Source organism: Xanthobacter oligotrophicus, assembly GCF_008364685.1.
Lineage (GTDB): Bacteria > Pseudomonadota > Alphaproteobacteria > Rhizobiales > Xanthobacteraceae > Xanthobacter > Xanthobacter oligotrophicus.
The window spans coordinates 202802-229386 of sequence record NZ_VTTL01000006.1; the positions used below are offsets into that span (position 1 = coordinate 202802).

The window sequence follows — 26585 nt, forward strand, 5'->3', positions numbered from 1 at the left end:
TCCCTAGTGAGAGCCGGCGAGCCGCCTCGTGCCCGTGCCTTGAAAAGAGGATAGTGCTCAAATGGAGCCATCCCATGGCGCCGGCCTTTCGCTGCGGGCGAGCGTTTGCCGGCTGTGGATCGCCTTACGATCGCGCGGAAGCTGTCGTAATGGCTTCGTTGAGCGGCGCCAGCATCCGAGCAAGCGGACGCCAACGGGCGATTCGCTCGGCCGGTGCCGGAACGGCGCCCAACATAGACGCCCGGGGAGGCGCAAAGAGAATGGCGATGGCTGGACCCGAGCGGGATACGGACCTCCAGCATGCCGCTGCGCCGCGCGACGAGGCCGATGGCGCCAGCGGCCAGCGGGGGCCGGTGGCGGCTGAAGCTCAGGCGCGCGCGGTGGAGGCCGGCGCGGTGGAGACGAAGGGTCCCGAGACGAAGGGTGCCGAGGCGAGCGTTGGGACGCCGGGTTCCCCCGCTTCCGGTTCGCCTCTGGCCGGTGGCCCAACACAGCAAGGCCCGCGCCGGCGGGCGCTCTTCCTCATGGCGGCGCTGGCGCTTGCCGCCGTCGCCGGCGTGGCGCTCGATGCGCTTGATCCGCTGCTCGCCGCGCTCATGGTGGCGCTGCTCGTGGCCCTCTTGTTCAGCCTGCCCGCGGCCCCCGCCGTCCCATCCCTTCCGGAGGCGCCGCCCATGCCCCCGCCGCCCGCGCCCCCGGTGCGCGGCGATGCGCAGGCGGCGGCGGTGGTGGCCGCCCTGCCGGAGCCGGCCCTGCTGCTGTCGGCCACGGGCGAAATCATCACCGCCAACGAGCGCTTCGCCCTCGCCATCGGGGCGACCCGCGTGGGCGATCCCCTGTCCTTCGTGGTGCGGGTGCCCGAGGTGCTGGACGCCGTGCGCGCCGCCGCCGAGGACGGCCTGCCGCGGCGGGTGGAGTTCGCCGAGCGCATCCCGCTCGATCGCTGGCTGGAGGCTCATGTGGTGCCGCTGCGGCTGGAGGCCCAGTCTGGCAACCGCTCCGGCGGCCGCCGGCCGACGGATGCGCCCGACGCGGTGCTGCTCACCTTCCGCGATCTCACCCAGCAGCGGCGGGTGGAGCAGATGCGGGCCGACTTCGTGGCCAATGCCAGCCACGAGCTGCGCACCCCGCTCGCCTCCCTGTCCGGCTTCATCGAGACCCTGCAAGGCCCGGCGCGCAATGACGCCCCGGCGCGCGAGCGCTTCCTCGCCATCATGGCGGCGCAGGCGCGGCGCATGTCGCGCCTCATCGATGACCTGCTCTCCCTGTCGCGCATCGAGCTGAACGCCCACGTGCGGCCGCAGACCAAGGTGGACCTCGCCGGCATCCTCGCCCATGTGTGCGACACCCTCTCCCCCCTCGCCAAGGATCGCGGCGTGGCGCTGGAGCAGGTGAAGGATGCCGCGCCGCTGGAGGTGCTGGGCGACCGGGACGAGCTGATCCGCCTGTTCGAGAACCTGGTGGAGAACGCGCTGAAATACGGCGCCCCCGGCAAAAGGATCGAGGTGCGCCTGTTCCGCGAGAACGGTACGGCGGTGGTGAGCATCCGCGATTTCGGCCCCGGCATCCCGCCCGAGCACCTGCCGCGCCTGACCGAGCGCTTCTACCGGGTGGACGTGGCGGCGAGCCGCGACCAGGGCGGTACGGGGCTGGGGCTCGCCATCGTCAAGCACATCGTGGCGCGCCATCGCGGTCGGCTGGGCATCGATAGCGTGCTGGGAGAAGGCGCAACCTTCAGCGTTCGCCTTGACGCTTTGCCGGGTCCGGAAAAAAATGGCGGGCCGACAGCCGTTTAGCCTGTCATCTCCATGTCATGCGGTCGTCATAGAACCTTGGCTGACCGGGGCTAAGAGTCCCGAGCCCAATGTTGCCCCGGCGTCAGGCCTGGACCGGCAACGGATTTGGCAAGGAGAATTACCGTGAAGCTCACCACCGCTCTCGGCGCGATCGCCGTAGCCGGCACGCTGTTTTCTGGCAGCGCTCAGGCCGTCGACTTCACCGGCGCTGGCGCGTCCTTCCCGGCCCCCGTCTACCAGGCCTGGGGCGCGAAGTTCAAAGAGAAGACCGGCAACACGCTGAACTACCAGTCCATCGGCTCCGGCGGTGGTCAGAACCAGATCATCAACCGCACCGTCGATTTCGGCGCCTCCGACGCCACCGTGCCCGGCGAGAAGCTCGCCTCCAACAACCTGCTCCAGTTCCCGACCGTGATCGGCTCGGTGGTGGCCACCGTCAATCTCGACGGCATCGTCACCAACCAGCTCAAGCTCACCGGCCCGGTGCTCGCCGACATCTACCTCGGCAAGATCACCAAGTGGAACGACAAGGCCATCGCTGACCTCAACCCCGGCGTGACCCTGCCGTCCTCCGCCGTTGTGCCGGTGTACCGCTCGGACTCCTCGGGCACGACCTCCATCTTCACCTCCTACCTGTCGGCGGTGAGCCCCGACTGGAAGTCCAAGGTCGGCTCCGCCACCTCGGTGCAGTGGCCCATCGGCGCGGGCGCCAAGGGCAATGAAGGCGTGACCGGCACGGTCAAGAACACCAAGGGCGGCATCGGCTACGTGGAGTTCATCTACGCCGCCGCCAACAAGCTCGTGGTGACCCAGCTGCAGAACAAGGCCGGCAAGTTCGTCAGCCCCGAGGTCGCCGGCTTCCAGGCCGCCGCCGCCTCCGCCGACTGGAAGGGCGCCAAGGACTTCGCCGCTTCCATGATCGACGCCCCCGCCCCCGAGGCGTGGCCGATCGTCAGCCCCACCTACATCCTTCTGCCGAAGGACCCGAAGAACGTGGACGCCTCGCGCGTGACCATGGAGTTCTTCAAGTGGGCCTACACCAAGGAAGGCGCCGAGATCGCCGAGCAGCTGCACTACATCCCGCTTCCCGAGGCGGTGGTGAAGCAGGTTGAAGAAGCCTTCAAGAGCGAGATCAAGGGTCCGGACGGCAAGCCCGTCCTCTGATCCCGGCAATCATCTGCGCCGCCCCCACCGGGGCGGCGCTTCTTTCATGGCAGGGGTGCGCGTTTCCTTCCGCCGTGGGGCGGGCGGCGGCACTCAGATGACGGGCGGCGCGAGAGCGCGTGCAGCCCTGGCTTCGGATCAGGCCGCCGGCAGCGGCGCGCGGGGGACAGGCATCCAATGGACGCGACGGTGGATAGCATGGGGTCTGGATCGGTCCAGCCCATCACCAAGGCGAAGGCGACCGGCCGGATCTCCGACCCGATCTTCGTCGGCCTCTTGTGGGCGAGCGGCATTTTCGTCCTCGTCCTGCTCGGCCTGATCATCGCCGAGCTGTTCCAGGGCGGACTGCCGGCGCTGAAGCATTTCGGGCTCGACTTCATCTGGTCGCCCGCGTGGAACCCGGTGACCGAGAATTTCGGCGCCCTGGTGATGATCTACGGCACGCTGTTCAGCGCCATCATCGCCGTGGTGGTGGCCCTGCCTTTGTCCTTCGGCATCGCCTTCTTCCTCACCGAGATCGCGCCCCAGCCGCTGAAGCGGCCCATCGGCGTCGCGGTGCAGTTGCTCGCCGCCGTGCCCTCCATCATCTACGGCATGTGGGGCTTCTTCGTCATCGTCCCGCTGATGGCCGCCTATGTGCAGCCGCCGATCATCGACACCATCGGCAACCTGCCGGTCATCGGCGCCCTGTTCGCCGGCCCGCCGCTGGGCTCGGGCATGTTCACCGCCGGCCTCATCCTCGCGGTGATGATCCTGCCCTTCATCACCGCCATGTTCGTGGAGACGCTGGAATCGGTTCCGCCCATGCTGAAGGAATCCGCCTACGGCATCGGCGCCACCACCTACGAGGTCTACAAGAACGTCTCGGTTCCCTACGGCAAGACGGCCATGGTGGGCGCCATCATGCTGGGCCTCGGCCGCGCCCTGGGCGAGACCATGGCGGTCACCTTCGTCATCGGCAACGCGACGCGCATGTCGGCCTCCCTGTTCGCGCCCGGAGCCACCATCGCCTCCACCATCGCCAACGAGTTCCCGGAAGCGGCGATCGGGTCCCTGAAGCTGACCTCGCTGCTGCAGCTCGGCTTCATCCTGTTCGTCATCTCATTCATTGTGCTGGCTCTGTCCCGGGCGCTCGTGCGCTCGCGGCTCGACTGATCCAAGGAGCAGGCAATCATGGCCTCCCTCGCCGCGCGCCGCGCCAAGGACACCACCATCAAGGCGATCTCGACGGGCTTTGCCGTCCTCGCCATCTTCCTGCTGGGCTGGATCCTGTGGACCCTGCTCTCCCGCGGGCTGCCCGCCCTCGGCCTCAACGTGTTCACGCAGGTCACCAAGCCGCCGGGCCAGAGCGGCGGCCTTTTGAACGCCATCGTCGGCTCGCTGATCCAGATCGGCATCGCCCTCGTCATCGGCGGGCCCATCGGCATCTTCTGCGGCACCTTCCTCGCCGAGAACGGCAAGGGCACGAAGATCGGCGCCGCCGCCCGCTTCGTGAACGACATCCTGCTGTCGGCCCCTTCCATCCTGGTGGGCCTGTTCATCTATACCCTGCTGGTGGTGCCGTTCGGCGGCTTCTCCGGCTGGGCCGGCTCGCTGGCGCTGGCCATCCTGGTGATCCCGGTGATCGTGCGCACCACCGAGGACATGCTGAACCTCGTTCCCGTGGGCCTGCGCGAGGCCGCCTTTGCGCTGGGCGCGCCGCAGTGGAAGGTGGTCATGTTCATCACCTGGCGCGCGGCGCGGGCGGGCATCGTCACCGGCATCCTGCTCGCCATCGCCCGCGCGGCCGGCGAGACGGCGCCGCTGCTGTTCACCTCGCTCGGCAACAACGCTTTGTCGACCGACCTGTCGAAGCCCATGGCGAGCCTGCCCATCGCCATCTACCAGTTTGCCGGCAGCCCGTTCGACGACTGGGTCTCCCTCGCCTGGGCCGGGGCGCTGCTCATCACCGTGGGCGTGCTCGTGCTCAACGTGGCGTCCCGCCTGTTCCTCGCGCGGAGCCATTAGGCCCGCCCATTAGGCTCCCGCGCACCCGAACCCTTCCGAATTCATCCTCCGAAGCGAGGCCAAAATGACTTCAGCCGTCGATCCCACCTTCAACATCTCCTCCTCGGTCGCCGCCCGTCCGGACGCGCTGGCCGCGCCCGCCAAGATCAAGGTGGAGAACCTGCAATTCTACTACGGCAGCAACCACGCGCTGCGGAACATCAACTTCCATGTGCCGGAAAAGCGGGTGACCGCCATGATCGGCCCCTCGGGCTGCGGCAAGTCCACCCTGCTGCGCGTGTTCAACCGCATGTACGACCTCTATCCCGGCCAGCGGGCCGAGGGCGCGGTGCTGTATGACGGCGTGAACATCGTCGGCAAGGAGCTGGATTCCACCATCGTGCGCACCCGCATCGGCATGGTGTTCCAGAAGCCGACCCCGTTCCCCATGTCCATCTATGACAACATCGCCTTCGGCGTGAAGCTGCACGAGAAGCTCACCAAGGCGCAGATGGACGAGCGCGTGGAATGGTGCCTGCGCAAGGCCGCCATCTGGGACGAGACCAAGGACCGCCTGCACACCTCGGCGCTCGGCATGTCCGGCGGCCAGCAGCAGCGCCTGTGCATCGCCCGCACCATCGCGGTGCGCCCCGAGGTGATCCTGCTGGACGAGCCCACCTCGGCGCTCGACCCCATCTCCACCTCGAAGATCGAGGATCTGATAGACGAGCTGAAGCAGGACTTCACGATCGTCATCGTCACGCACAATATGCAGCAGGCCGCGCGTTGCGCCGACATCACCGCCTTCTTCTATCTCGGCGAGCTGATCGAGGTGGCGCCTTCGGACGTGATCTTCACCAATCCGAAGGAAATCAAGACGCGCGACTACATCACCGGCCGCTTCGGCTGAAGGCTCAAGCGGCCTTGCGGGTCTTTCCGTCACAAGGTCGCTTCCTATTTTTGCTTTAGCGCATTTTCGTCACGCGAACCGGTGTCCACTTCGCTGGAAAATGCTTGAAAAGGATCATTCCGATGCCGGAGCATACCGTTTCGTCCTTCGACCAGGAGTTGAAGGAAATCGGCCGCAAGGTGGTGGAGATGGGCGGCCTCGCCGAGCGGCTGGTGGCCGACGGCGTTTCCTCGCTCATCAAGCGTGACGGCGCCCTGGCCCAGAAGGTGGTGCTGCTCGACAGCACCGTGGACCAGATGCAGCGCGAGATCGAGGATCGCGCCATCCTCGTCATCGCCAAGCGCCAGCCGGTGGCCAACGACCTGCGGGAGATCGTGTCGGCGATCCGCATCGCCAACGACCTCGAGCGCATCGGCGATCTGGCCAAGAACGTGGGCAAGCGCGTCATCGCCATCGAGGGTGAGTATCATCCGGCCAAGCTCGTGCGGGGCGTGGAGCACATCTCCGACCTGGTGCTGGAGCAGCTGAAGGAAGTGCTCGACGCCTACGCCGCCCGTAACGAGGCCAAGGCGGTGGAAGTGTGGGGCCGCGACGGCGCCATCGACACCATGTACACATCCCTGTTCCGCGAGCTCCTCACCTATATGATGGAGGATCCGCGCAACATCTCCGTGTGCACGCACCTGTTGTTCTGCGCGAAGAACATCGAGCGCATCGGCGACCACGCGACCAATGTCGCGGAGATCGTCTATTATATGGTCACCGGCCAGAACCTGCCGGAGAGCCGCCCCAAGGCGGATGCCTCCAGCGAGACCACCCTGGCTTTTCCGGGACGTTCCGCCCAGGCCTGAGGACTGGTCCTGAGCGGACGTGATGGCTGATCCCGGTCCATCCGGGCCGGGCGGCCGCAGTAGTCAAGACGGGTGATAGACAGTGCCGGCGCATATTCTGATCGTCGAGGACGAGGAGCCCCTGACCCTCCTGCTCCGCTACAATTTGGAGTCGGAGGGCTACGGCGTGGAGAGCGTCGGCCGTGGCGACGAGGCCGAGACGCGGCTGCGCGAGAGCGTGCCTGATCTCGTCATCCTCGACTGGATGCTGCCGGGCCTGTCCGGCATCGAGCTGTGCCGGCGCCTGCGCACCCGTCCGGAGACCGAGCGCCTGCCCGTCATCATGCTCACCGCCCGCGGTGAGGAGACCGAGCGCGTGCGCGGCCTTGCCACCGGCGCCGACGATTATGTGGTGAAGCCGTTCTCGGTGCCCGAGCTGCTTGCCCGCGTGCGCGCCCTGCTGCGCCGGGCCAAGCCCGAGCACGTGGCCACCCTGCTGCGCGCCGGCGACATCGAGCTGGACCGGGAGACCCACCGGGTCCACCGCGCCGGCCGCGAGGTGCATCTGGGCCCCACCGAGTTCCGCCTGCTGGAATTCCTGATGCAGAGCCCCGGCCGCGTGTTCTCTCGGGAGCAACTGCTCGACGGGGTGTGGGGCCAGGACGTCTATATCGACGAGCGCACGGTGGACGTGCATGTGGGTCGCCTGCGCAAGGCCATCAACCGCGGCCGCCAGTCCGATCCCATCCGCACCGTGCGCGGGGCGGGCTATTCCTTCAACGAGATGTTCGCCCGCTCCCATTGAGGCTTGGGGGAGCTTGGGGGACGAAGCGGCCTTGGGAGCCCGAAAGGCTAACCCGAGCGCACCCCGATCAGCCCCAGCACCTGCCGGGCCGCCCGCTCGCCCGACAGCCAGGCGCCGCCCACCGTGCCCCACAGGGTCTCGTGGGCATGCTCGCCGGCGAACACCATGCGGCCGCCCACAGTCTCGATGAAGGCGCGGCGCATATTGCCGTAGCCGGGCAGGGCGCAGGAGAAGGCGCCGAGCGCATAGGGCTCCTTGCTCCAGCGCGTGGCGTGCACCTTGCCCATCCGCACCGCCGTGTCGGCGCCGAATTCCCGCGTCAGTGCCTCCTTCGCGAAGGCTGCCGCCGCCTCGGGCGCGGCGTTGGCAAGGCCCGCCGCGGTGTCGCCGGCTACGTCCAGCGTATAGAGGTCGGTGCCGCCGATGCGGGCGCGCATCATGTAGGCGCGCGGGCCGTCCGCCTTGAAATAGACGGTCTCGTCCGCCGCGAAGCCGGCCGGGTTACGTGGCAGGCGGAATGCGATGTGGTCGTAGGCGCCCAGGGTGATCTTCTCCACCGCCATGCGATAGCGCGGCTGGAGGTTGGGCAGGATGCGCAGCCGGCCGTTGGCGATCACGCTCGGCGGCACAGCGACGATGACCGAGCGCCCCTGAAGGGTACCCTTGTTGGTCTGCACGGTGACGAAGCGGCCGCTCAGCTCCACGCTGCGGGCCACCGTCTCCAGCCGCACCGTCAGCGGACGCGCCAGCTGGGCCACCAGCGTGCCGATGCCCTGGCGGCAGATTTCCTCGCCCTCGCGCTCTTCGGCGCGGGCGAAATCCACGGTGGAGACCTGGTCGAGGTCCTTGGCGCAATCGATGGGCCCGACCACGAAGCGGGCGGTCGGCCCCCACGGGCCGAGGTCGGGCAGGGCGCGGGCGGCGGGCATGTCGCGGCCGGCATCGCCGGCGGCGCCGATGGCGCGTTCGGCGCGGCGCACCGTGGCGACGAAGGCCTCATAATCCGTGTCGCGGGCCTCGCGCCCGTTCACATAGAGCCGTCCGCCCTCGGGGGCGCGGGTGATGTCCAGCCCTTCCGCCCGGCCATAGGCCGCCATGGGGCGGGCCGCCGGCATGTTCAGCCGCGCCGCGCCGAGGTCGAGGGGCACGCCGAACACAGCGGTGTCGGTGACGGTGCGCCCGCCCACCCGGTTCGTCGCCTCGATCAGCACATAGGAGCGCCCCGCCTCGGCGATGCGGCGGGCGGCGGAGATGCCGGCGGCACCGGCGCCGATGATGATGACATCCGCCTCGCCCTGCTGGCCAAGCGCGCGGGTGACGCCCAATGGCAGGGCGCCGAGGGCGGCGCCTCCGGCAAGGAAGGCACGGCGGGTGAGGGGGAAAAGGCGCGGATCGGTCACGGGCCGGACGCTAGCATGGCCCGCGCGCGCGGGGGAGGGGGCGAGGAGAGAAGAGGGGGCGCCGCGCCACCGGCTCGTCCCGGTGATCGGCCGGGGCGCCGCCTGCTACTCCAGCACGCCCAGCGCCTGCCGGGCCGCCCGCTCGCCGGAGAGCCAGGCGCCGCCGACGGAGCCCCACAGGGTTTCATGGGCGTGTTCCCCCGCGAAGACCAGGCGGTCGGAGACGATCTCCATGAAGGCCTGGCGCATGTGGGCGTAGCCGGGCAGGGCGCAGGTGAAGGCGCCCAGCGCCCATGGCTCGCGGCTCCAGCGGGTGGCGTGCACCTTGCCGACCCGCGCCGCCGTGCGGGCGCCGAACTCATGGGTCAGCGCCTCCATGAGGAAGGCGCGTGCCGCCTCCGGCGGGCCGTTGGCAAGATCCTCGGCGATGGCGCCGGCCACCTCCAGGCTGTTGAGGCTGCCGCCGTTGATGCGCGCCAGCAGGCCGTAGGCCCGTGGCCCCTCCACCTTGAAATAGATGAGTTCGTCCACCTTCAGCCCGGCGGGGTTGCCCGGCAGGTCGAAGGCGATGTGGTCGTAGGTGCCGAGGGTGATGGTCTCCACGGCGGTGTGGTAGCGCTCCGGCAGGCGCGGCAGGATGCGCAGCTTGCCGGCGGCGATCACGCTGGGCGGCACGGCGATGATGACCACGCGGCCCTTGAGCGTTCCGCGATCGGTGGCGACGGATACCAGGCGCCCGCCGAGGTCCACCGTCCGGGCGGCAGTGCCAAGGCGGACGCTGAGCGGCGCGGCGAGTTTCGCCACCAGTGTGCCGAAGCCCTGCCGGCAGAATTCGTCCTCGTCCTTCTCTTCGGACCTTGAAAAATCCACGGTTGAGACCTGGTCCAGCTCCTTGGCGCAGGAGAACGGTCCCAGCGCGAACCGGACGCTTTCCCCCCACTCGCCGAGGTTGGGCAGCGCGCGGGCGGCGGCGACATCCCGCCCGGCCTCGCCGGTGGCGACGATGGCGCGCTCGCCCCGCTTCACCGCGGCGAAGAAGGAGTCATGATCGGTATCGCTCGCCTCGACGCCATCCATGAAGAACCGGCCGTTGTCGGGCGCGGGATAGATGTCGAGGCCCGCCGCGCGCCCGAAGGCGGACAGGGGATGAAGGCTTGCGGTGTGAATCCAGTGGGCGCCCACATCGAACGGGACGCCGAAGATCGTCGTGTCGGTGAAGGCGCGTCCGCCCACCCGGCCGGAGGCCTCGATCAGCGCATAGCTGCGCCCGGCCTCGGCGATGCGGCGGGCCGCGGCGATACCCGCCGCGCCGGCGCCGATGATGATGACGTCGCTCTCCGACGCCTGCCCCAGGGCGGCATAGGGACCGGCAAGGGGCACCGCGGCCAGCGCGGCCCCTCGGGCGAGCAATTTGCGGCGGTTCATCACGATGGTCCGGCCTTATCCGTCTCGGACGCGACCATAGGGCCGGATCGGCCCGGATTGAACCGGCCTGATGGGCGCGCCCGTCACATGATCGCGCGCGGGAGGGGGGCGCGGGAACGGGGACAATCCACATGGCCCGTGAGCTTGGCTCATGGGCTATGGGTCAAGCCCGCGCGGCGCGTGAGCGGACCCACTTGGCCTTGGGCGAAGATCGAGGCCGATGGTCTGAGCCTCAGTTGCGCCGGTTCGCCACGAACAAAGCGGCTTCGGCCAGTACCGCGCCGCGCGCGCCGAAGGGGGCGAGGGCGGCGCTCGCATCGGCCACCAGACGGTCGAGCAGGGTGCGGGCGGCGGGCAGGCCGAGGCGGGAGACCAGGGTCGCCTTGCCGGCGGCGGCGTCCTTGCCCACTTTCTTGCCCACCTCCTCGGCGGTGCCCTCCACGTCGAGGATGTCGTCGGCGATCTGGAAGGCGGCGCCCAGCGCCAGGCCATAGGCCAGGAGCGCCTCGCGCTCGGCCACGGTGGCGCCGCCGAGCAGCGCGCCGGCCTCCACGGATACCGCCAGCAGCGCGCCGGTCTTCATAGCCTGGAGGTCGCGGATGGCGTCTTCCGCAAGGGTAAGGGCGCCGTCGGAGAAGCGGCCCTCGGCAGCGAGGTCCAGCATCTGCCCGCCCACCATGCCGCCGATGCCCGCCGCGCGCGCCAGCACCCGCACCAGGGCGATGCGCACGGCCGCATCGGGATGGGCATCCTCCCCCGCTAGCAGGTCGAAGGCGAGGGTGAGCAGGCCGTCGCCGGCGAGGATGGCGGTGGCCTCGTCATAGGCCCGGTGGACGGTGGGTCGGCCCCGACGCAGATCGTCGTCGTCCATGGCCGGCAAATCGTCATGGACCAGGGAATAGCAGTGGATGCACTCGATGGCGGTGGCGGCGGTCACCGCCTGCGCTGCCGGAATGCCGAACAGGGCCGCGCTTTCAATCACCAGAAAGGGCCGCAGCCTTTTGCCGCCGCCGAGCGCGCCGTGGCGCATGGCGGCCATCAGCCGCTCGGGCCGCAGCCGCTCACCGGGCAGGGCGGCGTCGGCGAGGGCGAGGGCCAGGCGGGCCTCGGTGGCCGCGGCGGAGGCGTCGAGCCGGTCCTTGAGGGCGAGCTGGTCCTTGAGGGGAAGCGTCACGATCGGGTCACCTTGGGGCCAGCGAGCCACAAACGGGGCGGGAGGGAACGCCCAAGCCGGGCGCGCCGTTGACGGGGGCCACCGGGTGCCCCAACCAGAAGGCCGGGTCAAGCCGATTGGCCGCGCCCGGCGGGCGAGGGAGGATTTTGATGGTCGCTCTGGTGCTGCGCGTGCTGCTGGCCCTCGCCGCGATCCCGGTGGTGCTGTCCATCGCCTACAACGTGGTCAATCCGGTCTCCACCCTCATGCTGGTGCGGTGGGTGGAAGGCAAGCGGGTGGAGCGGGTCTGGACGCCCATCGAGCAGATGTCGCCGGCGCTGGTGCGCACCGTCATCGCCTCGGAGGATGCGAGCTTCTGCAGCCATTGGGGCGTCGACCTCGACGAGATGCGCGCCGCCATCGACAAGGCGGACGAGCTGGACGACGCCCGCGGCGCCTCCACCATCCCCATGCAGATCGCCAAGAACCTGTTTCTGTGGCCGGGTCGGGCGCTGATCCGCAAGGCGTTCGAGATCCCGCTCGCCCTGTGGCTGGACCTGGTGGTGAGCAAGCGACGGCTGATCGAAATCTATCTCAACATCGCCGAATGGGGGCCGAACGGGGAGTTCGGGGTGGAGGCGGGGGCGCGCCGGGCCTTCGGCATCCCGGCGGCGCGGTTGGATGCGCGGCAGGCGGCCCTGCTGGCGGTGATGCTGCCCAACCCCCGGCGGCGGGATGCGGGCAATCCGTCCGCCGGGGTGGAACGCCTCGCCGCCCGGCTCCAGGCCCGGGTGCCCCGGGAGGGGCCTGAGCTGACGGCCTGCCTCGGGCCGCTGCGATAGGGCTGCCGAAAGTGCCCTGAACGTGCAGTCACAAGCCCCGAACGGCTCGATTGTGGCGCCTGCAGGCGCCAACCTTCTTGATTGTGGCGCTTGCAGGCGCCACATGGGGGACGCGAGGCGCCGGTTATCCGGCGCATGCGTTCCTCCCACCGGCCCGGTCATGACGCAATCCACCGCCCCCGCCCGCCCCAGGATGAGCCCCTGGCTCAAGATCGGCCTCGAGATCGGCCCGCTGGTGCTGTTCTTCGCCGCCAACGGCTATGGCGGCATCTATGTGGCCACCGGCGTGTTCATGGTGGCGACGCTGGCGGCGCTGGCTGCCATGTGGGCGCTGGCGCGGCGCATCGCGGTGATGCCGCTGGTGTCGGCGCTGGTGGTGATGGTGTTCGGCGGCCTGACCCTGTGGCTGCAGGACGACCATTTCATCAAGATGAAGCCCACCATGGTGAATGCCCTGTTCGGCGTGTTGCTGCTGGGCGGGCTCTATTTCAGGAAGCCGCTGCTGCCTTATGTGTTCGACGGCATGGTGAAGCTCACCGAGGAGGGCTGGCGGGTCCTGACCATCCGCTGGGGGGTGTTCTTCCTGGTCATGGCAGTGCTGAACGAAATCGTGTGGCGCTCGGTCTCCACCGATACCTGGGTGGCGTTCAAGACCTTCGGCTACCTCCCGCTCACCTTCGCCTTCGCCATGGCCCAGGCCCCGCTCATGGCTCGCCACGAGCTGAAGGACGGCCCGCAGGAGGGCTGATGCGCCGCTCCGGCCTCTCGCACCTCCATTTTGCACACGCCTGCCGGTTGACTGAGGCTTCGCACATCCGCATAAGCCCAAAAGAGGGCCCAGCATGCTGACGAAAAAAGGAAAGTACGGTCTCAAGGCCGCGGTCCACCTGGCCCGACTGCCTCCGGGCGGGTCCACGCAGGTGGCCGACATCGCCGAGGCCAACAACATCCCGAAGAAATTCCTCGACGTCATCCTTGGCGAATTGCGCAATGCCGGCTTCCTGTCCTCCAAGAAGGGCAAGCTCGGCGGCTACCGCCTCGCCAAGGCGCCGGAGGATATCGTGGTGGGCGAGATGATCCGTGCCCTCGACGGGCCGCTCGCACCCTTCCCCTGCGCCAGCCGCAACGCCTACGAAGTGTGCGAGGACTGCGACGTGGCCACCTGCGAGGTGCGCATGCTCATGGTGCAGGTGCGCGACGCCATCGGCACCGTGCTCGACACCTACACCCTCGCCCAGATGCGCGATCTCTCGCGGGAAGCCCTGTCCTCCTTCGTGGACTATATCTGAGCGGGGCTGCGGCCCGTCTCCCCTATTGCTGGGCGGCGAGGAAGACGCGGAAGCGCGCCAGCGCCACGGCGAAGAACAGCACGCCCATGCCGAAGGTGGCCGCAAAGCGCGGCCACACCGTCTCGAGACCCGCCCCGCGATAGAGGATGGCCTGGGCGAAGGCCACGAACTGGGTCGAGGGCGAGGCCTGCATCACCACCTGCAGCCATTGCGGCATGCTCTCCAGCGGCGTGAAGCCGCCGGACAGCATGTTCATGGGCAGGACGGTGAGGAAGAACAACAGCCCGAACTGCGGCATGGACCCGGCCAGGGTGCCGAGGAAGATGCCGAGCGACGCGGTGAAGAACAGGTAGAGCGCCGCGCCCGCCAGGAACAGCGGGATGGAGCCGGCGATCCCCATGCCGAGCCCCCATTTCAGCACCACCACGATGCTGAAGGCGGAGCCGGCGAGGATGACCGCGCCATTGGCGAGGATCTTGGCCAGCATGATCTCGGACGGGCGCACCGGCAGCACCAGAAGGTGCTCCAGCGTACCGTGCTCGCGCTCGCGGATCAGGGCGGCGCCGGCCAGCAGGACCGAGAGCATGGTGATGTTGGTGATGAGCCCCATGGTGCCGGTGAACCAGGAGGATTCCAGCCCCTGGTTGAAGGCGACGCGGACCTGAAGCTCCACCGGGCTCGCCACCCCCTCCGAATGGCGCAGCACGAAGCGGTTCACTTCCTCCTGGAAGATGGCGGAGATGTCGTTGGCCCCGAGGCCCGCCTGCATCAGGGAGGTGGCGTCGATGAGAAGCTGCACCGAGGGGGCGCGGCCGGCCAGCACGTCCGCCTGGAAGTCGGTCGGGAAGTTGATGACGAAGGTGTAGCGCGCCGCATCCATGCCCGGGTCCACCTGCTGCGGGGCAAGCGGCACCGGCCGCTGGAAGCGTGGTGGCAGCAGGGCGTCGAGGATGGCGTTGGAGAGGGCGGAACTGTCCTCGTCCACCACGCCCACCGTGGCGCGGTTGAGGTCGTGCTTCATGCCGTTGGCCTGCAGCACGATGGCGAGGGTGAGGGAATAGACCACCAGCACCAGCAGCGCCCGGTCGCGCCACAGGCTGATGAGTTCCTTCACCACCAGCTCGCGCACATTGCCGAGGAAGGCGCGCCAGCGGGGAGGAGCTTTGGCAAGGGGAGGGGAAGGCGCCGCCATCTCAGGCCTCCTGCTTGCGCAGGATGAGGAAGGCGAGCCCCAGCAGCGCCGGCCAGAAGGCGGCGGTGGCGAGGACGAAGGGCAGAAGCTCGAAGAAGCCCAGCCCCTTGGTGAAGGCGCCCACGCTGATGCGCATGAAATAGGTGGTGGGGAAGAAGGTGCCCAGCACCCACGCCCCGCCCTCCAGCGTCGCCACAGGCTGCATCATGCCGGAGAACTGGGTGGCCGGCATCATGGTGCCGATGGCGGTGCCGAACAGGGCCGCCACCTGGGTGTTGGTGAGGGTGGAAGAGACAAGGCCGATGGCAGTGGTGGCGAGCACATAGGCGAGCGCCCCCAGCGCCAGCCCGAGGAACGAGCCCTTCAGCGGCACCCCGAACAAAAACAGGGCCATCAGCACCATGACGCCGAAGTTGAAGAAGGCCACACCCGCATAGGGCAGTTGCTTGCCCAGCAGGAATTCCAGCTTGGTGACCGGCGTGACGTAGAGATTGGTGATGGAACCCAGCTCCTTCTCCGTCACCACCCCCAGGGCGGTGAGGATGGCCGGGATGAAGATGAGCATGAGCGCGATGGTGGCCGGCACCATGGCGTCGAGGCTGCGGAACGACTGGTTGTAGCGATAGCGCATCTCCAGCGTCGCCGCCGTCGACAGGGTTCGCCCCGCCTGTTGCGCGGCGTCCGACAGGAACAGGGCGTGGACCGCCGCCACGTAGCCCTGGATGGTCTCGGCGCGGAACGGCATGGCGCCGTCAATGGTCACCAGCACCTCGGTGGGCCGCCCGGAGCGCAGGTCTGCCCCGAAATTCGGCGGCAGCTCGATGGCGAAGGCGATGGCATTGGATTTCAGCCGCCGGTCGAGGTCGTCCGGGTCGGCGAGCGGTGGCTGCACGACGAAATAGGGGGAGTGGGCGAAGCCGTCCACATAGGCCCGGCTTTCCGGCGTCTGGTCGCGGTCGAGCACGGCGAAGCGCAGCTTGTCCACGTCGAGGGTGATGCCGTAGCCGAAGATGATCATGAGGAACGCCGTGCCCAGCAGGGCGAAGCCGAGCCGGACCGGATCGCGCTTCAGCTCCAGCGCCTCGCGCCAGGCATAGGCGCCGAGGCGACGCGGGGAGAAGGCGGCGGGTCGTCCGGCCGCCCTTGGGGCAGGGGGCGGCAGTTGGGCGTCGGTCTGCGCCGCGCGGCCGCCCATCTCCATGTAGGCTACGAAGGCCTCCTCCAGCGTCGCCGTCTGCTTCTCCGCCTTCAGGGCATCCGGCGTGCCGGTGGCGATCACCTTGCCCGCATGCATGAAGGAGATGCGGTCGCAGCGCTCCGCCTCGCCCATGAAATGGGTGGAGACGAAGATGGTGACGCCGTCCTCCCGCGACAGGCGCTGGAGATGGTCCCAGAAATTGTCGCGGGCCACCGGGTCCACGCCCGAGGTGGGCTCGTCGAGGATCAGCACTTCCGGCTCGTGCAGCACCGCCACCGCCAGCGACAGGCGCTGGCGTACACCCAGGGGCAGGCCGTCGGCGAGGGCGTCGAGGTGGCTGGCAAGATCAAAGGCGCGCACCAGCTCGGCGATGCGCCGGTGCGCCTCCTCCTCCGGGAGGGAGAACAGATGCGCGTGCAGGTCGAGGTTCTGGCGGACCGTGAGTTCGCCATAGAGCGAGAAGGCCTGGCTCATGTAGCCCACGCGCCGGCGGGTCTCGATGTCGGTGGGGTCCACCTGCACGCCGAACAGCAGCGCCTCGCCGGAGGAGGCCGGCAACAGGCCGGTGAGCATCTTCATGGTGGTGGACTTGCCGCAGCCGTTGGAGCCGAGGAAGCCGAAGATCTCGCCCTTGCGGATCTTGAAGCTCACATGGTCCACTGCCACGAAATCCCCGAACTGCCGGGTGAGGCCGCGCGATTCGATGGCGATGGGCGCGTCGGGCGCGATGGCCTCCATGTGCTCCGTGCCGTCGCCGTCGCCGCGCTGGCCTTCCGGCAAGAGCGAGATGAAGGCGCGCTCCAGGTTCGGCTGGCCGGTGCGCGCCAGCAGCTCCGCTGGGCTGCCGTCGGCGAGGATGCGGCCGGCATCCACCATTACCACCCGCTCGAAGCGCGCCGCCTCCTCCATGTCGGCGGTGGCGACCAGCAGGGTCAGGCCCGGGCGGGCGGCGCGGATGGTCTCGATGAAATCCCAGAACTGGCGGCGCGACAGGGGATCGACGCCGGTGGTGGGCTCGTCCAGCAGCAGCAGGTCGGGGTCGTGGACCAGCGCGCAGCACAGGCCCAGCTTCTGTTTCATGCCGCCGGACAATTTGCGCATGAGCCGGTCGGCGAAAGGATCAAGGCCGGTGGCGGCGAGCAGCGGGGCGACGCGTCCGCCCCTGGTGCCGGCTTCCTCGCCGAACAGGCGGGCGAAGAAGGCGATGTTCTCCGCCACCGTGAGGTTGGGATAAAGGTTGCGCCCCAGCCCCTGCGGCATGAAGGCGATGCGCGGCTGCGTCGCCTCGCGGGCGCGATGGTCGGAAAAATCCGCGCCCAGTACCTCCACCTTGCCGTGCTGGATGCGCTTCGCCCCCGAGATGAGGCCGAGCAGCGTGGACTTGCCCACCCCGTCCGGCCCCACCAGCGCCACGGAGGCGCCTTCCGCGATGGCGAGGTCCAGCCCCTCCACCGCAACGGTGTGGCCATAGAGGTGGCGGATGCCGGCCAGATGGACGGCGGCGCCGGGCGCCTCCGCAGGAATGGCGTCGGCGCGGGGGATGTCCGCCCCGGCGCCCGCCATCACCTCGCGCACCGGCTCCTCCCTCACTGGCTCCTCGCTCACCGTGCGGCCTCGCCCACGAGGTCGGACTGGAGCCAGGAGGGCCACTGCGCCTTGGGGTCCATCCGCACGTAGCCGACGCCGGTCACGCCGGTCTTCACCTGCTCCAGGTATTTCTCCACCAGCGGGCGGGCCACGCGCAGCTTCACGCGGAACATCATGCGGTCGCGCTCGCGCTGGGTTTCCACCTGCTTGGGGGTGAACTGCGCCCGCGCCGACACGAACGAGACGGCAGCCGGCACGGCGCGGTCGGGCAGGGGCTCCAGCAGCAGCCGCGCTTCGGCGCCGAGGGTGATGGCGCCGGCATCGGAGGCGGGCAGGAAGATGGTCATGTAGACATCGGAGAGGTCGATGAAGGTGAGCACCTTGCCGCCCGCGCCCAGCACCTCGCCGGGCTCGGCGAGACGGTAGATGACGCGGCCGGACTTCGGCGCCGTGAGCGTGCCGTCGTCCACCATGCGGGTCAGGCGCTCCACCTCCGCCTCGGCGGCGCGGATGGCGGATTCGCTGGCCGCGAGGCTGCTTTGCGCGGCCGCCAGGGCGGCCTGCGCGGTGAGCTTGGTGGTGGTGTATTGATCCACCTTCTGCTCGGTGGCGAAGCCCTTGGCGACGAGGGTCTGCTGGCGTTCCAGCTCCTTGGCGGCGAGGTCCAGCTCGCCCTTGCGCTGCTCGACAACGTGAGTGGCGGTGTCGCGGGATTGGCGGGCCTGGCTCGCCTGCGCCTCGGCGGTGCGCAGGGCGGCGGCGGTCTCCGCCACATCCATATGGGCCACCACCTGGCCCTGATGGACGAAGTCGCCTTCCTCCGCGAGGACGTCGAGCACGCGGCCGGCAGCCTTGGTGGCCACGTCCACCTGCGTCGCCTCGATGCGGCCGTTGCCATAGGCGAAGCCCGGCGGCAGGGCGCGGCTGCGGCTCGCCATGTACCAGGCGCCCGCGCCCCCCGCGCCGACGACGGCAAGGACGGCCAGGAGGATGACAAGCGTGCGCTTCATGAAAGGACACCTTTTCGGCGTGCAGACGCGCCCGCGGAAGGTCCTGCGAAAAGGTGCCGGCAAGGGGATGCGACGGCAGGCCACTCCCGCGGGGCTTCGGGGCGGACTTCAGGTTACAACTTACGGCGGTGCAGCAATACGGCGTTGATCAAGGTCAATGGCCATCGATCCGCGCCTGCAGCGCCATGGCCCCGGCCGGATTGCGCACCTTGGCGCCGCTGATCAGGTAGACGAACACGTCGCGCTTGGCCTTTCCAGCCTTCGCCGCCGGGGCGAGCGTGGGCAGGCCCTCCGGCACCGCCCCCTTCTCCCAGGCATGGGCGGCGCTGGCCCAGCGGTCCAGCTCGGCGGAATCATAGCCGGTCTCCACCTCCGCCCGCGTGCGCTGGAGCCGGGCATAGGTGAAGTCCGCCGTCACATCGGCGATGGCTGGGTAGTCGTCGTGGTCGGCATAGACCACCGCCACCTTGTGCTTGCGCGCCAGCGCCACGAACTCCGGCACCGCGAACGAGGGGTGCCGCACCTCCACCGCATGGCGCAGCCTCACCCCCTCGTGGCTCTCCGGCAGGAGGGCGAGGAAGGCTGCGAAATCCTCCGGGTCGAAGGCCTTGGTGGCCGCGAACTGCCAGTTGATGGGGCCGAGCCGGTCGCCCATCTCGACAATGCCACTGGCGATGAACTTGCCGACGCTCTCCTGCGCCTCCGCCAGCACCCGCCGATGGGTGACGTAGCGTATCGCCTTGAGGGCGAAGACGAAGCCGTCCGGCACCTGCCCCGCCCAGTCGGCGCAGGATTTGGCCGAGGGCGTGCGATAGAAGGTGCCGTTGATCTCGATGGTCTTCAGGCGCTCGGCCGCGAAGGGCAGCTCCTTCTTCTGGACCAGGCCTTCGGGGTAGAACACGCCCCGCCAGGGCTCGAACGTCCATCCGCCGATGCCGACGCGCACGCTCATGGGGCTTCCTCCTTGCCGTGTTGCCGACCTTGTCGCCGCCGTCCGCGCGCCCTCAGGGCAGGGGCAGGACATGGGAATACTTCACCTGCTCCAGCGAAAACGAGCTTTCGATGGAGGCGATGCCCTCCAGCCGGGTCAACTTCTGCTTCAGGAACCTCTCATAGGCATCGAGGTCCGCCGCCACCACCCGTAAAAGGTAATCCCGCTGGCCGGTCATGAGATAGCATTCCAGCACCTCCGGCCAGGTGCGGATGGCGGCGGAGAAGGCATCCAGCGCCTCCTCCTTCTGCCGCTCCAGCTTGATGGAGACGAAGACACTCACCGGCAGCCCGGCCTTGCGCTGGTCCAGCACCGCCACATAGCGCGAGATGAGCCCGTCCTCCTCCAGCGCCCGCACGCGCCGCAGACATGGCGAGGGGGAGAGGCCCACTTCGTCCGCGAGATCGGCGATGCTCATGCGCCCGTCGCGCTGAAGGGCGGCGAGGATCTTCCGGTCTATGGCATCGAGGCGCACGTTTTCGCTCCAGAAGTGATATAAATTGGCAGATTATGCTGCGTGCGGTCGCTTGTTAAGGTGGATTTGACCGAACCTGCCGGGCCAGTCGCGCTAGACTGTGCGTCAGCGGCGCGCCGGCCCAAAAGCCGGGCTTGAAGCGCGCCCGTCGAGGAACGCCCCCGAGGAACGCTCTATGGACCGCCACACCTCTCACCCGACTTCCCCTGCTGTCCTCTCCGCCCCCCTGTGCCCGCGCCCCGCGCCGCCGAGCGCGGCGGACCTTGCCATCCTCGCCGAGCTGGAGCGCAAGGTGCTGTGGCTGGCGAGCTGGATGATCCACAACGCCAACCATCTTCGCCCGAGCACGGACGGGCTGAAGGTGGGCGGCCATCAGGCCTCCTCCGCTTCGCTGGCCGCCATCATGAGCGCGCTCTATTTCCACGTGCTGCGGCCTGAGGACCGGGTGGCGGTGAAGCCCCACGCCAGCCCCATCTTCCACGCCATCCAATATCTGTTCGGCCGCCAGACCCGCGAGCGGCTGGAAAACTTCCGCGGCTTCAAGGGCGCCCAATCCTACCCCTCCCGCACCAAGGACGCGGACGACGTGGATTTCTCCACCGGCTCCGTGGGCCTCGGCGTGGCGCAGACCCTGTTCGCCAGCCTCGCGCAGGATTACGTCCACGCCCACGGCCTCGCCGGCGACCGGCCCAAGGGGCGGATGATCGCCCTCGTCGGCGATGCGGAGCTGGACGAGGGCAACGTCTTCGAGGCCCTGCTGGAGGGCTGGAAGCACGAGGTGCGCAACACCTGGTGGATCATCGACTACAACCGCCAGAGCCTCGACGGCGTGGTGCGCGAGGGCCTCTACGAGCGCTTCACCGGCATCTTCGAAGCCATGGGCTGGCAGGTGGTCGTGCTCAAATACGGCACCCTGCAGCAGGCCGCCTTCGCCGAGCCGGGCGGCGCCGCCCTGAAGAGCTGGATCGACACCTGCCCCAATGCCGAATATTCCGCGCTCACCTTCCAGGGCGGGGCGGCCTGGCGCAAGCGGCTGATGGACGACCTCGGCGACCAGGGCGAGGTGTCCGCCCTCATCGCGCGGCGCTCGGATGCCGAGCTGTCCGCCCTCATGACCAATCTGGGCGGCCACGACATCGCCGCCCTCATCGCCGCCTTCGACGCCATCGACCACGACCGGCCGGTGGCCTTCCTGTGCTACACGGTGAAGGGCTTCGGCCTGCCGCTGGCCGGCCACAAGGACAACCACGCCGGCCTCATGACCCCGGCCCAGATGGAGGCCCTGCGCGCCGCCATGGGGGTGGGCGAGGGCCGCGAATGGGAGCCCTTCGAGGGCTTGAACCGCCCGGCTTCCGAGCTTGCCGCCTTCCTCGCCCGCGTGCCGTTCGCGCAGGGCGGCCCGCGCCGCTTCACCGACCCTGCCCTCGCTGTCCCGCCGCTGGCGCCGCCGCCCAATCCGGTGATCTCCACCCAGGCCGGCTTCGGCCTCATCCTCCAGGATCTGGCCAAGGGCGAGAGTGCGCTTTCCGATCGCATCGTCACCACCTCGCCGGACGTGACCGTCTCCACCAATCTGGGGCCATGGGTGAACCGGCGCGGCCTGTTCGCCCACGCGGCGCTGGCGGACGTGTTCAAGCGCGAGCGTATCCCCTCCACCTTCGCCTGGGAATTCTCGCCCAAAGGCCAGCACCTGGAACTGGGCATCGCCGAGATGAACCTGTTCCTGACGCTGTCCGCCTTCGGCCTCTCCCATTCCCTGTTCGGCGCGCGCCTCGTGCCGGTGGGCACGCTGTATGACCCCTTCATCTGCCGCGGCCTCGATGCGCTGAACTATGCCTGCTACCAGGACGCCCGCTTCATCCTGGTGGCGACGCCCTCCGGCATCACTTTGGCCCCCGAGGGCGGGGCGCACCAGTCCATCTCCACCCCGCTCATCGGCATGGCGCAGGACGGCCTCGCCGCCTTCGAGCCGGCCTTCGTGGACGAGCTGGCGGTGCTGATGGAATTTGCCTTCGACTATGTGCAGCGCGACGGCGAGGGGGTCGGCGACGAGCGCAACTGGCTGCGCGACGAGACCGGCGGCTCGGTCTATTTCCGCCTCTCCACCCGCCCGCTGGAGCAGCCGAAGCGGGTGCTGAGCGCGGCGCAGAAGCGCGGCATCGTGGACGGCGCCTACTGGCTGCGCGAGCCCGGCCCCAATTGCGAAGTGGTGGTGGCGGTGCAGGGCGCCGTGACCCCCGAGGCCATCGCGGCGGTGGCCCTCATCGCCGAGGACCGGCGCGACGTGGGCCTGCTCGCCGTCACCTCCGCCGACCGGCTCAACGCCGGCTGGACCGCGGCTGCCCGCGCCCGCGAGCGCGGCTTTGCCGGCGCCACCAGCCACGTGGAGCGCCTGCTGGAGCCGCTGCCCCGCCATTGCGGCATCGTCAGCGTCATCGACGGCCATCCGGCGACGCTGGGCTGGCTGGGCGCGGTGGCGGGCCATCGCTTGCGGGCGCTGGGCGTGGAGCATTTCGGCCAGACCGGGACATTGTCCGACCTCTACGCCCACTACGGCCTCGACACCGCCGCCATCGTCGCCGCCGCCCAGGCCATCTCCCCCGGCCGGCCGCTGCGGCACCTCAAGGCGGTGTAGGATACGAGGAACGGCTCATATACCTTTACGCCGGAATTCTTCCGGCAGAGCACCCAGGCGCCGCCCGGGCTTGACCTTTGGCCCATGAGTCGATCCCGCGGGCCATGGGTATCACCCAGCGATGGATGCAGCACCGCCCGCGCGCCGCCTGCCAGCGCCCCACCCTGCGCCGGTGGGTTTGGCGGTGGCAGATCGCCGAAGTGCCGTCGGCGGGCTTGTGGGGACATGGCCTGCCATGTCATCGGACGGCTTGTCGTGGCGCTTCGGGTCCGCTAGAAGCGCAGAACCACATGCTCGGCGCCCCGGCGCGCCGTGCCCTCGCGGAGAGGTGGCAGAGTGGTCGAATGCACCGCACTCGAAATGCGGCATACGGGCGACCGTATCGGGGGTTCGAATCCCCCCCTCTCCGCCAGTTTATAGACATAAGTAATTGAAATATAACGCGTTTTTAGCGTTCGTTTCATCTCGACCCCACCGCCAACCCCACCGCACGACACTGGCTTCACCGGGATCGAACCGGACGCTGCGGGACTGTAGCCCCCTAGAATGCCAAGGGGGCCGCCCCGGTGGGCAGCCCCCCTCGACCAGCCAGACCTCTTCGGTTGCTGCTCTCAGTGCGTCGATAGGGCTGGAGCGATCGCGCTGGTCTGAACCGGCTTGATCGAAGTGCCCTGTACTGCTTTCACGAGCAGCGTCAGCGGGTTTTCCGCATCGCCCTTGAGGGTGAGCTTGTCGTTGAGCAGGCCCAGGTGACGGGCGAGGAGCTGAAGAGCGCCAATCTTGTCGGACAGCTTCAGCTTCTTGACGCGACCGACAACGACCACGCCGTCAGGATCGAGTTCCTCGTAAACCTCCAGGCCGGCAATCGCTGCGGCAGTCTCGTCGTCGAGCTGATCGAGCGGCTTCATCGAGCCGTCCGGATTGAACGCCTTGCGGATGTCGAGGAAGGCGATGCGCGCCAGCTCTTGCAGGACGCGTTCAGCCGTCACCCCCGTCCGAGCGGACCGTTCGTCCATGGCACGCTGAATTTCACGTGCGATGTCTGGTTTCAGGAGGTTTTCACTCCCAATCTTCACTGCCGTTCGAGGGCTATACCCTGCCCGGATCGCAGCCTGCGTGCCATTCAGGTCGATGAGGTACTCGCGAACGAACACGCGCTGTTTCGGTGTCATTTCACACTATCCTTCTCTTTCTTTGCGCCAAAATGCCGAAATCGACGAAATAAATTTATCTTTTCATTTCAAGCTGTTGCGAAAACTATTTCGATTTCGCGCCAGTGCCGGAATTGAACGGCCGTGCCGAATTAACGTCACCGCCGAACATTGCTGGGTTTACCTCGAACCCCCTGCATTTCCGCCCGCGCCCTGCCTTGGGGTCCACGACCGGCCTGACGAGCCCAGCCTCGACAAGTTCGGCGCACGCCGCATCCATCGCCTCAGCCGTCCGGAGCCCGCCGCCGACCGTCCGTCGCAATTCGCGAGCATTGAAAGCCGGCAGCCTCTTCGCCTGGATGTGGCGGGCAAGGGTCGCAGCATTGGTTTCTGCCACCGGGATTGAGGCGTCGCCGAACACGCGTTCGGCCATGGGGAGAAAATAATCGGTCATCATCTCGCATGCCGTTGCGACGGCAGCCTCGCCGATGTCTGCGGGCTCCTCGAAGGACGCTCGCGGATCGGCGCTCCACCACAGGATGGTGAGGATGGCGGACAGCCGCAGAGCGTGCCCACGCGCTTTGCCAAGCGCCGACTTCATGAGCGGTGAAGCTCCCGCTTCGCGCGCCTTCATGTCCAGCGCGAACCGCTCCAGCTCTGCGAGGGCGCGCTCTTCCAGTTTCAGCAAGATCGGGCTATCAGGCAGGGGTACCGGGTTTGAGTTCATGTGCAGCCGGCAAATGCGGCTCACCACGCGCTCAGCTGGGCTTCGGTCGAGAGCTTCTCGCGCAATCCGGAAACCGGGGACAGGATCAGGCCAAGACCAAAGGAACCGTGAGACGAAGCCATCGTCCGCGCCCTTCAGCAGCTCGGCGGCTTTGTCTGGCTGAAGCGCCCCGATGATGCCAATCGACAAGTTTGGAACGCGAATGGGATCGTCGCTCTTCACGCGATCCACCGTGAACGCACGACCACCATAGCATTCGAGGAAAAATTGGCGATCGCTGCCGCCTCCGCCGCTGTATCTGCCGAAGCTGGCCAGCAGGCCCGCGAGTTCGTCTCGGTGAAGGATGAGGCCTGCGGGGTTCTCTGCCGAAAGGGTGGCGAGACGCTCGGTCGTGCTGTCGCGGACAACGATCCGCTTCAAGCGGGGCTTCGTCGGCTCGCGGAAACCCTCTGGCAGCTTGACGGGAATTGCGGCTGCGAGTGCCGGATCAGCACGCATTGCCTCGCGTGCTGCAGTTTTGTGCGCCGCCATGATCGCGTCGGCCGCCAGCTTCTCAGCTTCGTACTCGAACAGGCGCTGGCGGTAGTCGGCGTCGAGGTCCGCCTCTTCCTTGTTTACGAGGCTCATGACCGCTGACGATGCCGGGCTTTTTCCCGAACTAGGTTGGCCCACGAGGGCCGCGAACAAGGTGGGTGGCTCCTCCCACCCAGTGCCCGCGATGGGGCGACGGCGGTTGCCGAGGAGGCCGCCCACCAGGGCAATCATAGAGACGGCGACGTAATCAATTGGAGCGCACGCTGCGCGGGCCTGGGCCTCCGCCCACCGCGCGAGATGAGGCCCGAGCCATGTCACATCGAACGTGGGAGGCGCACGGCGGCCTTCGCGAAGCATGGAAAGATCCGGGAGCACCCAAGTGCTGCCAACCGCTTCCCGATCGATCACCTCGCCCGTGGCGGCATCGTGCAGCGTGCCATCTGCCGAGACAGCCAGATCGCGGTTCAGCGCGACGGCGGACGCGGCGATCTCTTCGTCGCGAATGAACTCCTCTGGCACCTCGCGGGGCTGGGCCATCCCACCGCGCCGGGCCGAGGAGATGGTCTTGAGCACCGCCCGGCGCCCGTCATCCTTCACAAGCCCGCACGCCTCTGCCGCCTGCACCAGGGCTGCGTGTGCCGTGTCTTCGGCCACCCATCCAGCCGCGACGAGCTGAAAGATCGCGAACGCCGAGGTGTTGAGCTGGTTGTTGCGGCCGCCGCGCCCGCACTGCGCCAGCGCCTGGATTTCGTCGTCGAAAGCCTTCTCCACCCAGGCGCGCAGCCGTGGGTGCTGCATGTCGAGCGCGCGACCGGTCTGGTGACTGATTTCCTTGGGCGGGACCGCCGCCCCTAAAGCCTGTGGCTGCAAGGGTTCCGGGGCGATTTCCTCTGCTTTGCCAGCCTCCTTACTGCTTAGTATGTCGTGCAGCCACGCCGGAAGCTCTGGTGCCTGCAGGATGTCGAGCGGATCACCATCGGGGTAGAGGTACACCCCGTCCTCGCGCGTTGCGTCTGGAGCAATTGTGTATCCGCCAGCTCCGCGCACGTCGATATTGCACTCTGGCTTAGGCGGCAGTGAGCCGCGACCGTTCCCCAGCGCCTCCCCGGCCCGTTGGCGGAAATAGTAATGCCGGCCGCCACTCGGGGTATCGACCATAATACATTCGGGCACACCACCCTGGGGTTCCGCCAGCCGCTCGAACGAGGCGATACCCTCCGCACCATCGGCATCGATCACGATAAGCTCAACCGCACCGAGGTGGATGCCGGGCATGGCATCTGGATGATCGGCCCACCACCGCTGCACGCGGTCGATCTGGCCCGGACGCGCCGACTTCCATGGCACGCCATAGACCGGCGTCTTCGCCTCGCCGCAGGGGAAGATCGCGAGCGAAGGCGCCAACGCGGAAGCAAGCTTCGCGTTCGTCTGGATGGTGCTTGGATCGAACGGAGGATCAAGCGCGACGGGCATTACGAGCGCTCC

21 protein-coding genes and 1 tRNA gene are annotated in these 26585 nt (G+C 68.3%); 12 read left to right on the top strand and 10 right to left on the bottom strand.

The genetic code is table 11. The annotated features are described in order from the left end of the window. Positions 1-260 precede the first annotated feature (260 nt). From FZ033_RS11870 to phoB, 7 genes are all read left to right on the top strand, one after another. Positions 261-1796 carry an ATP-binding protein gene (locus FZ033_RS11870; protein WP_149576345.1) on the top strand — a complete coding sequence of 512 codons (1536 nt, stop codon included), beginning with the start codon at positions 261-263 and terminating at the stop codon, positions 1794-1796. Positions 1797-1919: 123 nt separating this feature from the next. Then, positions 1920-2960 carry a phosphate ABC transporter substrate-binding protein PstS gene (gene pstS, locus FZ033_RS11875; RefSeq protein ID WP_149576346.1) on the top strand — a complete coding sequence of 347 codons (1041 nt, stop codon included), beginning with the start codon at positions 1920-1922 and terminating at the stop codon, positions 2958-2960. A 198-nt stretch (positions 2961-3158) separates the two neighbouring features. After that, positions 3159-4115 carry a phosphate ABC transporter permease subunit PstC gene (gene pstC / locus FZ033_RS11880; protein ID WP_232847447.1) on the top strand — a complete coding sequence of 319 codons (957 nt, stop codon included), beginning with the start codon at positions 3159-3161 and terminating at the stop codon, positions 4113-4115. A gap of 18 nt (positions 4116-4133) precedes the next feature. After that, positions 4134-4967, top strand: a complete 834-nt coding sequence (gene pstA / locus FZ033_RS11885) for a phosphate ABC transporter permease PstA (protein WP_149576348.1) — start codon at positions 4134-4136, stop codon at positions 4965-4967. Between the two features lie 64 nt (positions 4968-5031). Further along, entirely contained in the window at positions 5032-5856 is an 825-nt protein-coding gene (gene pstB / locus FZ033_RS11890) for a phosphate ABC transporter ATP-binding protein PstB (RefSeq protein WP_149576349.1), read from the top strand. Positions 5857-5978: 122 nt separating this feature from the next. Beyond that, the gene (gene phoU, locus FZ033_RS11895) at positions 5979-6707 is read left to right on the top strand and encodes a phosphate signaling complex protein PhoU (protein ID WP_011995879.1); all 729 of its coding nucleotides are present in this window, start codon (positions 5979-5981) and stop codon (positions 6705-6707) included. Positions 6708-6789: 82 nt separating this feature from the next. Beyond that, on the top strand, positions 6790-7491 hold the full coding sequence (phoB, locus tag FZ033_RS11900; RefSeq protein ID WP_011995880.1) for a phosphate regulon transcriptional regulator PhoB: 702 nt from the start codon (positions 6790-6792) through the stop codon (positions 7489-7491). A gap of 47 nt (positions 7492-7538) precedes the next feature. Here the strand turns inward: phoB and FZ033_RS11905 are convergent, their stop codons facing one another. The 3 genes from FZ033_RS11905 to FZ033_RS11915 all read right to left on the bottom strand — a co-directional run bounded on the left by FZ033_RS11905 (position 7539) and on the right by FZ033_RS11915 (position 11490). Then, a complete protein-coding gene (locus FZ033_RS11905; RefSeq protein WP_149576350.1) occupies positions 7539-8891 on the bottom strand; it encodes a flavin monoamine oxidase family protein in 1353 nt (450 codons plus the stop codon). A 105-nt stretch (positions 8892-8996) separates the two neighbouring features. After that, positions 8997-10316 carry a flavin monoamine oxidase family protein gene (locus tag FZ033_RS11910; RefSeq protein ID WP_149576351.1) on the bottom strand — a complete coding sequence of 440 codons (1320 nt, stop codon included), beginning with the start codon at positions 10314-10316 and terminating at the stop codon, positions 8997-8999. Between the two features lie 232 nt (positions 10317-10548). Next, positions 10549-11490, bottom strand: a complete 942-nt coding sequence (locus FZ033_RS11915; protein ID WP_188079442.1) for a polyprenyl synthetase family protein — start codon at positions 11488-11490, stop codon at positions 10549-10551. A gap of 149 nt (positions 11491-11639) precedes the next feature. Here FZ033_RS11915 and FZ033_RS11920 point away from each other — a divergent pair, with 149 nt between their 5' ends. From FZ033_RS11920 to FZ033_RS11930, 3 genes are all read left to right on the top strand, one after another. After that, positions 11640-12311 carry a biosynthetic peptidoglycan transglycosylase gene (locus FZ033_RS11920; RefSeq protein ID WP_149576352.1) on the top strand — a complete coding sequence of 224 codons (672 nt, stop codon included), beginning with the start codon at positions 11640-11642 and terminating at the stop codon, positions 12309-12311. 160 nt (positions 12312-12471) lie between these two features. Next, positions 12472-13059: a septation protein A gene (locus FZ033_RS11925; protein ID WP_149576353.1), complete on the top strand. Its 588-nt coding sequence runs from the start codon at positions 12472-12474 to the stop codon at positions 13057-13059. A gap of 94 nt (positions 13060-13153) precedes the next feature. Further along, the gene (locus FZ033_RS11930; protein ID WP_149576354.1) at positions 13154-13600 is read left to right on the top strand and encodes an RrF2 family transcriptional regulator; all 447 of its coding nucleotides are present in this window, start codon (positions 13154-13156) and stop codon (positions 13598-13600) included. Between the two features lie 22 nt (positions 13601-13622). Here the strand turns inward: FZ033_RS11930 and FZ033_RS11935 are convergent, their stop codons facing one another. From FZ033_RS11935 to FZ033_RS11955, 5 genes are all read right to left on the bottom strand, one after another. Continuing rightward, entirely contained in the window at positions 13623-14792 is a 1170-nt protein-coding gene (locus tag FZ033_RS11935; protein WP_149576355.1) for an ABC transporter permease, read from the bottom strand. A gap of 1 nt (position 14793) precedes the next feature. Next, a complete protein-coding gene (gene rbbA, locus FZ033_RS11940; protein WP_269152269.1) occupies positions 14794-17553 on the bottom strand; it encodes a ribosome-associated ATPase/putative transporter RbbA in 2760 nt (919 codons plus the stop codon). A gap of 38 nt (positions 17554-17591) precedes the next feature. Next, positions 17592-18587, bottom strand: a complete 996-nt coding sequence (locus FZ033_RS11945) for an HlyD family secretion protein (protein ID WP_149576356.1) — start codon at positions 18585-18587, stop codon at positions 17592-17594. 154 nt (positions 18588-18741) lie between these two features. Continuing rightward, positions 18742-19539, bottom strand: a complete 798-nt coding sequence (locus tag FZ033_RS11950) for a DUF72 domain-containing protein (protein ID WP_149576357.1) — start codon at positions 19537-19539, stop codon at positions 18742-18744. 52 nt (positions 19540-19591) lie between these two features. Next, the gene (locus FZ033_RS11955; RefSeq protein WP_149576358.1) at positions 19592-20053 is read right to left on the bottom strand and encodes an Lrp/AsnC family transcriptional regulator; all 462 of its coding nucleotides are present in this window, start codon (positions 20051-20053) and stop codon (positions 19592-19594) included. A 175-nt stretch (positions 20054-20228) separates the two neighbouring features. Between FZ033_RS11955 and FZ033_RS11960 the strand changes: the two genes are divergently transcribed. Both FZ033_RS11960 and FZ033_RS11965 read left to right on the top strand, forming a co-directional pair. After that, entirely contained in the window at positions 20229-22688 is a 2460-nt protein-coding gene (locus FZ033_RS11960; protein ID WP_232847449.1) for a transketolase, read from the top strand. A 322-nt stretch (positions 22689-23010) separates the two neighbouring features. Then, positions 23011-23100 (top strand) — tRNA-Ser (locus tag FZ033_RS11965). A gap of 199 nt (positions 23101-23299) precedes the next feature. On the opposite strand, the gene FZ033_RS11970 is transcribed toward FZ033_RS11965, so the two are convergent. Together FZ033_RS11970 and FZ033_RS11975 are read right to left on the bottom strand one after the other, a co-directional pair. After that, complete coding sequence (locus FZ033_RS11970; RefSeq protein WP_149576359.1) at positions 23300-23860, bottom strand: terminase small subunit; 561 nt, start codon at positions 23858-23860, stop codon at positions 23300-23302. Between the two features lie 85 nt (positions 23861-23945). Further along, entirely contained in the window at positions 23946-26573 is a 2628-nt protein-coding gene (locus FZ033_RS11975) for a DUF3987 domain-containing protein (protein WP_149576360.1), read from the bottom strand. Positions 26574-26585 lie beyond the last annotated feature (12 nt).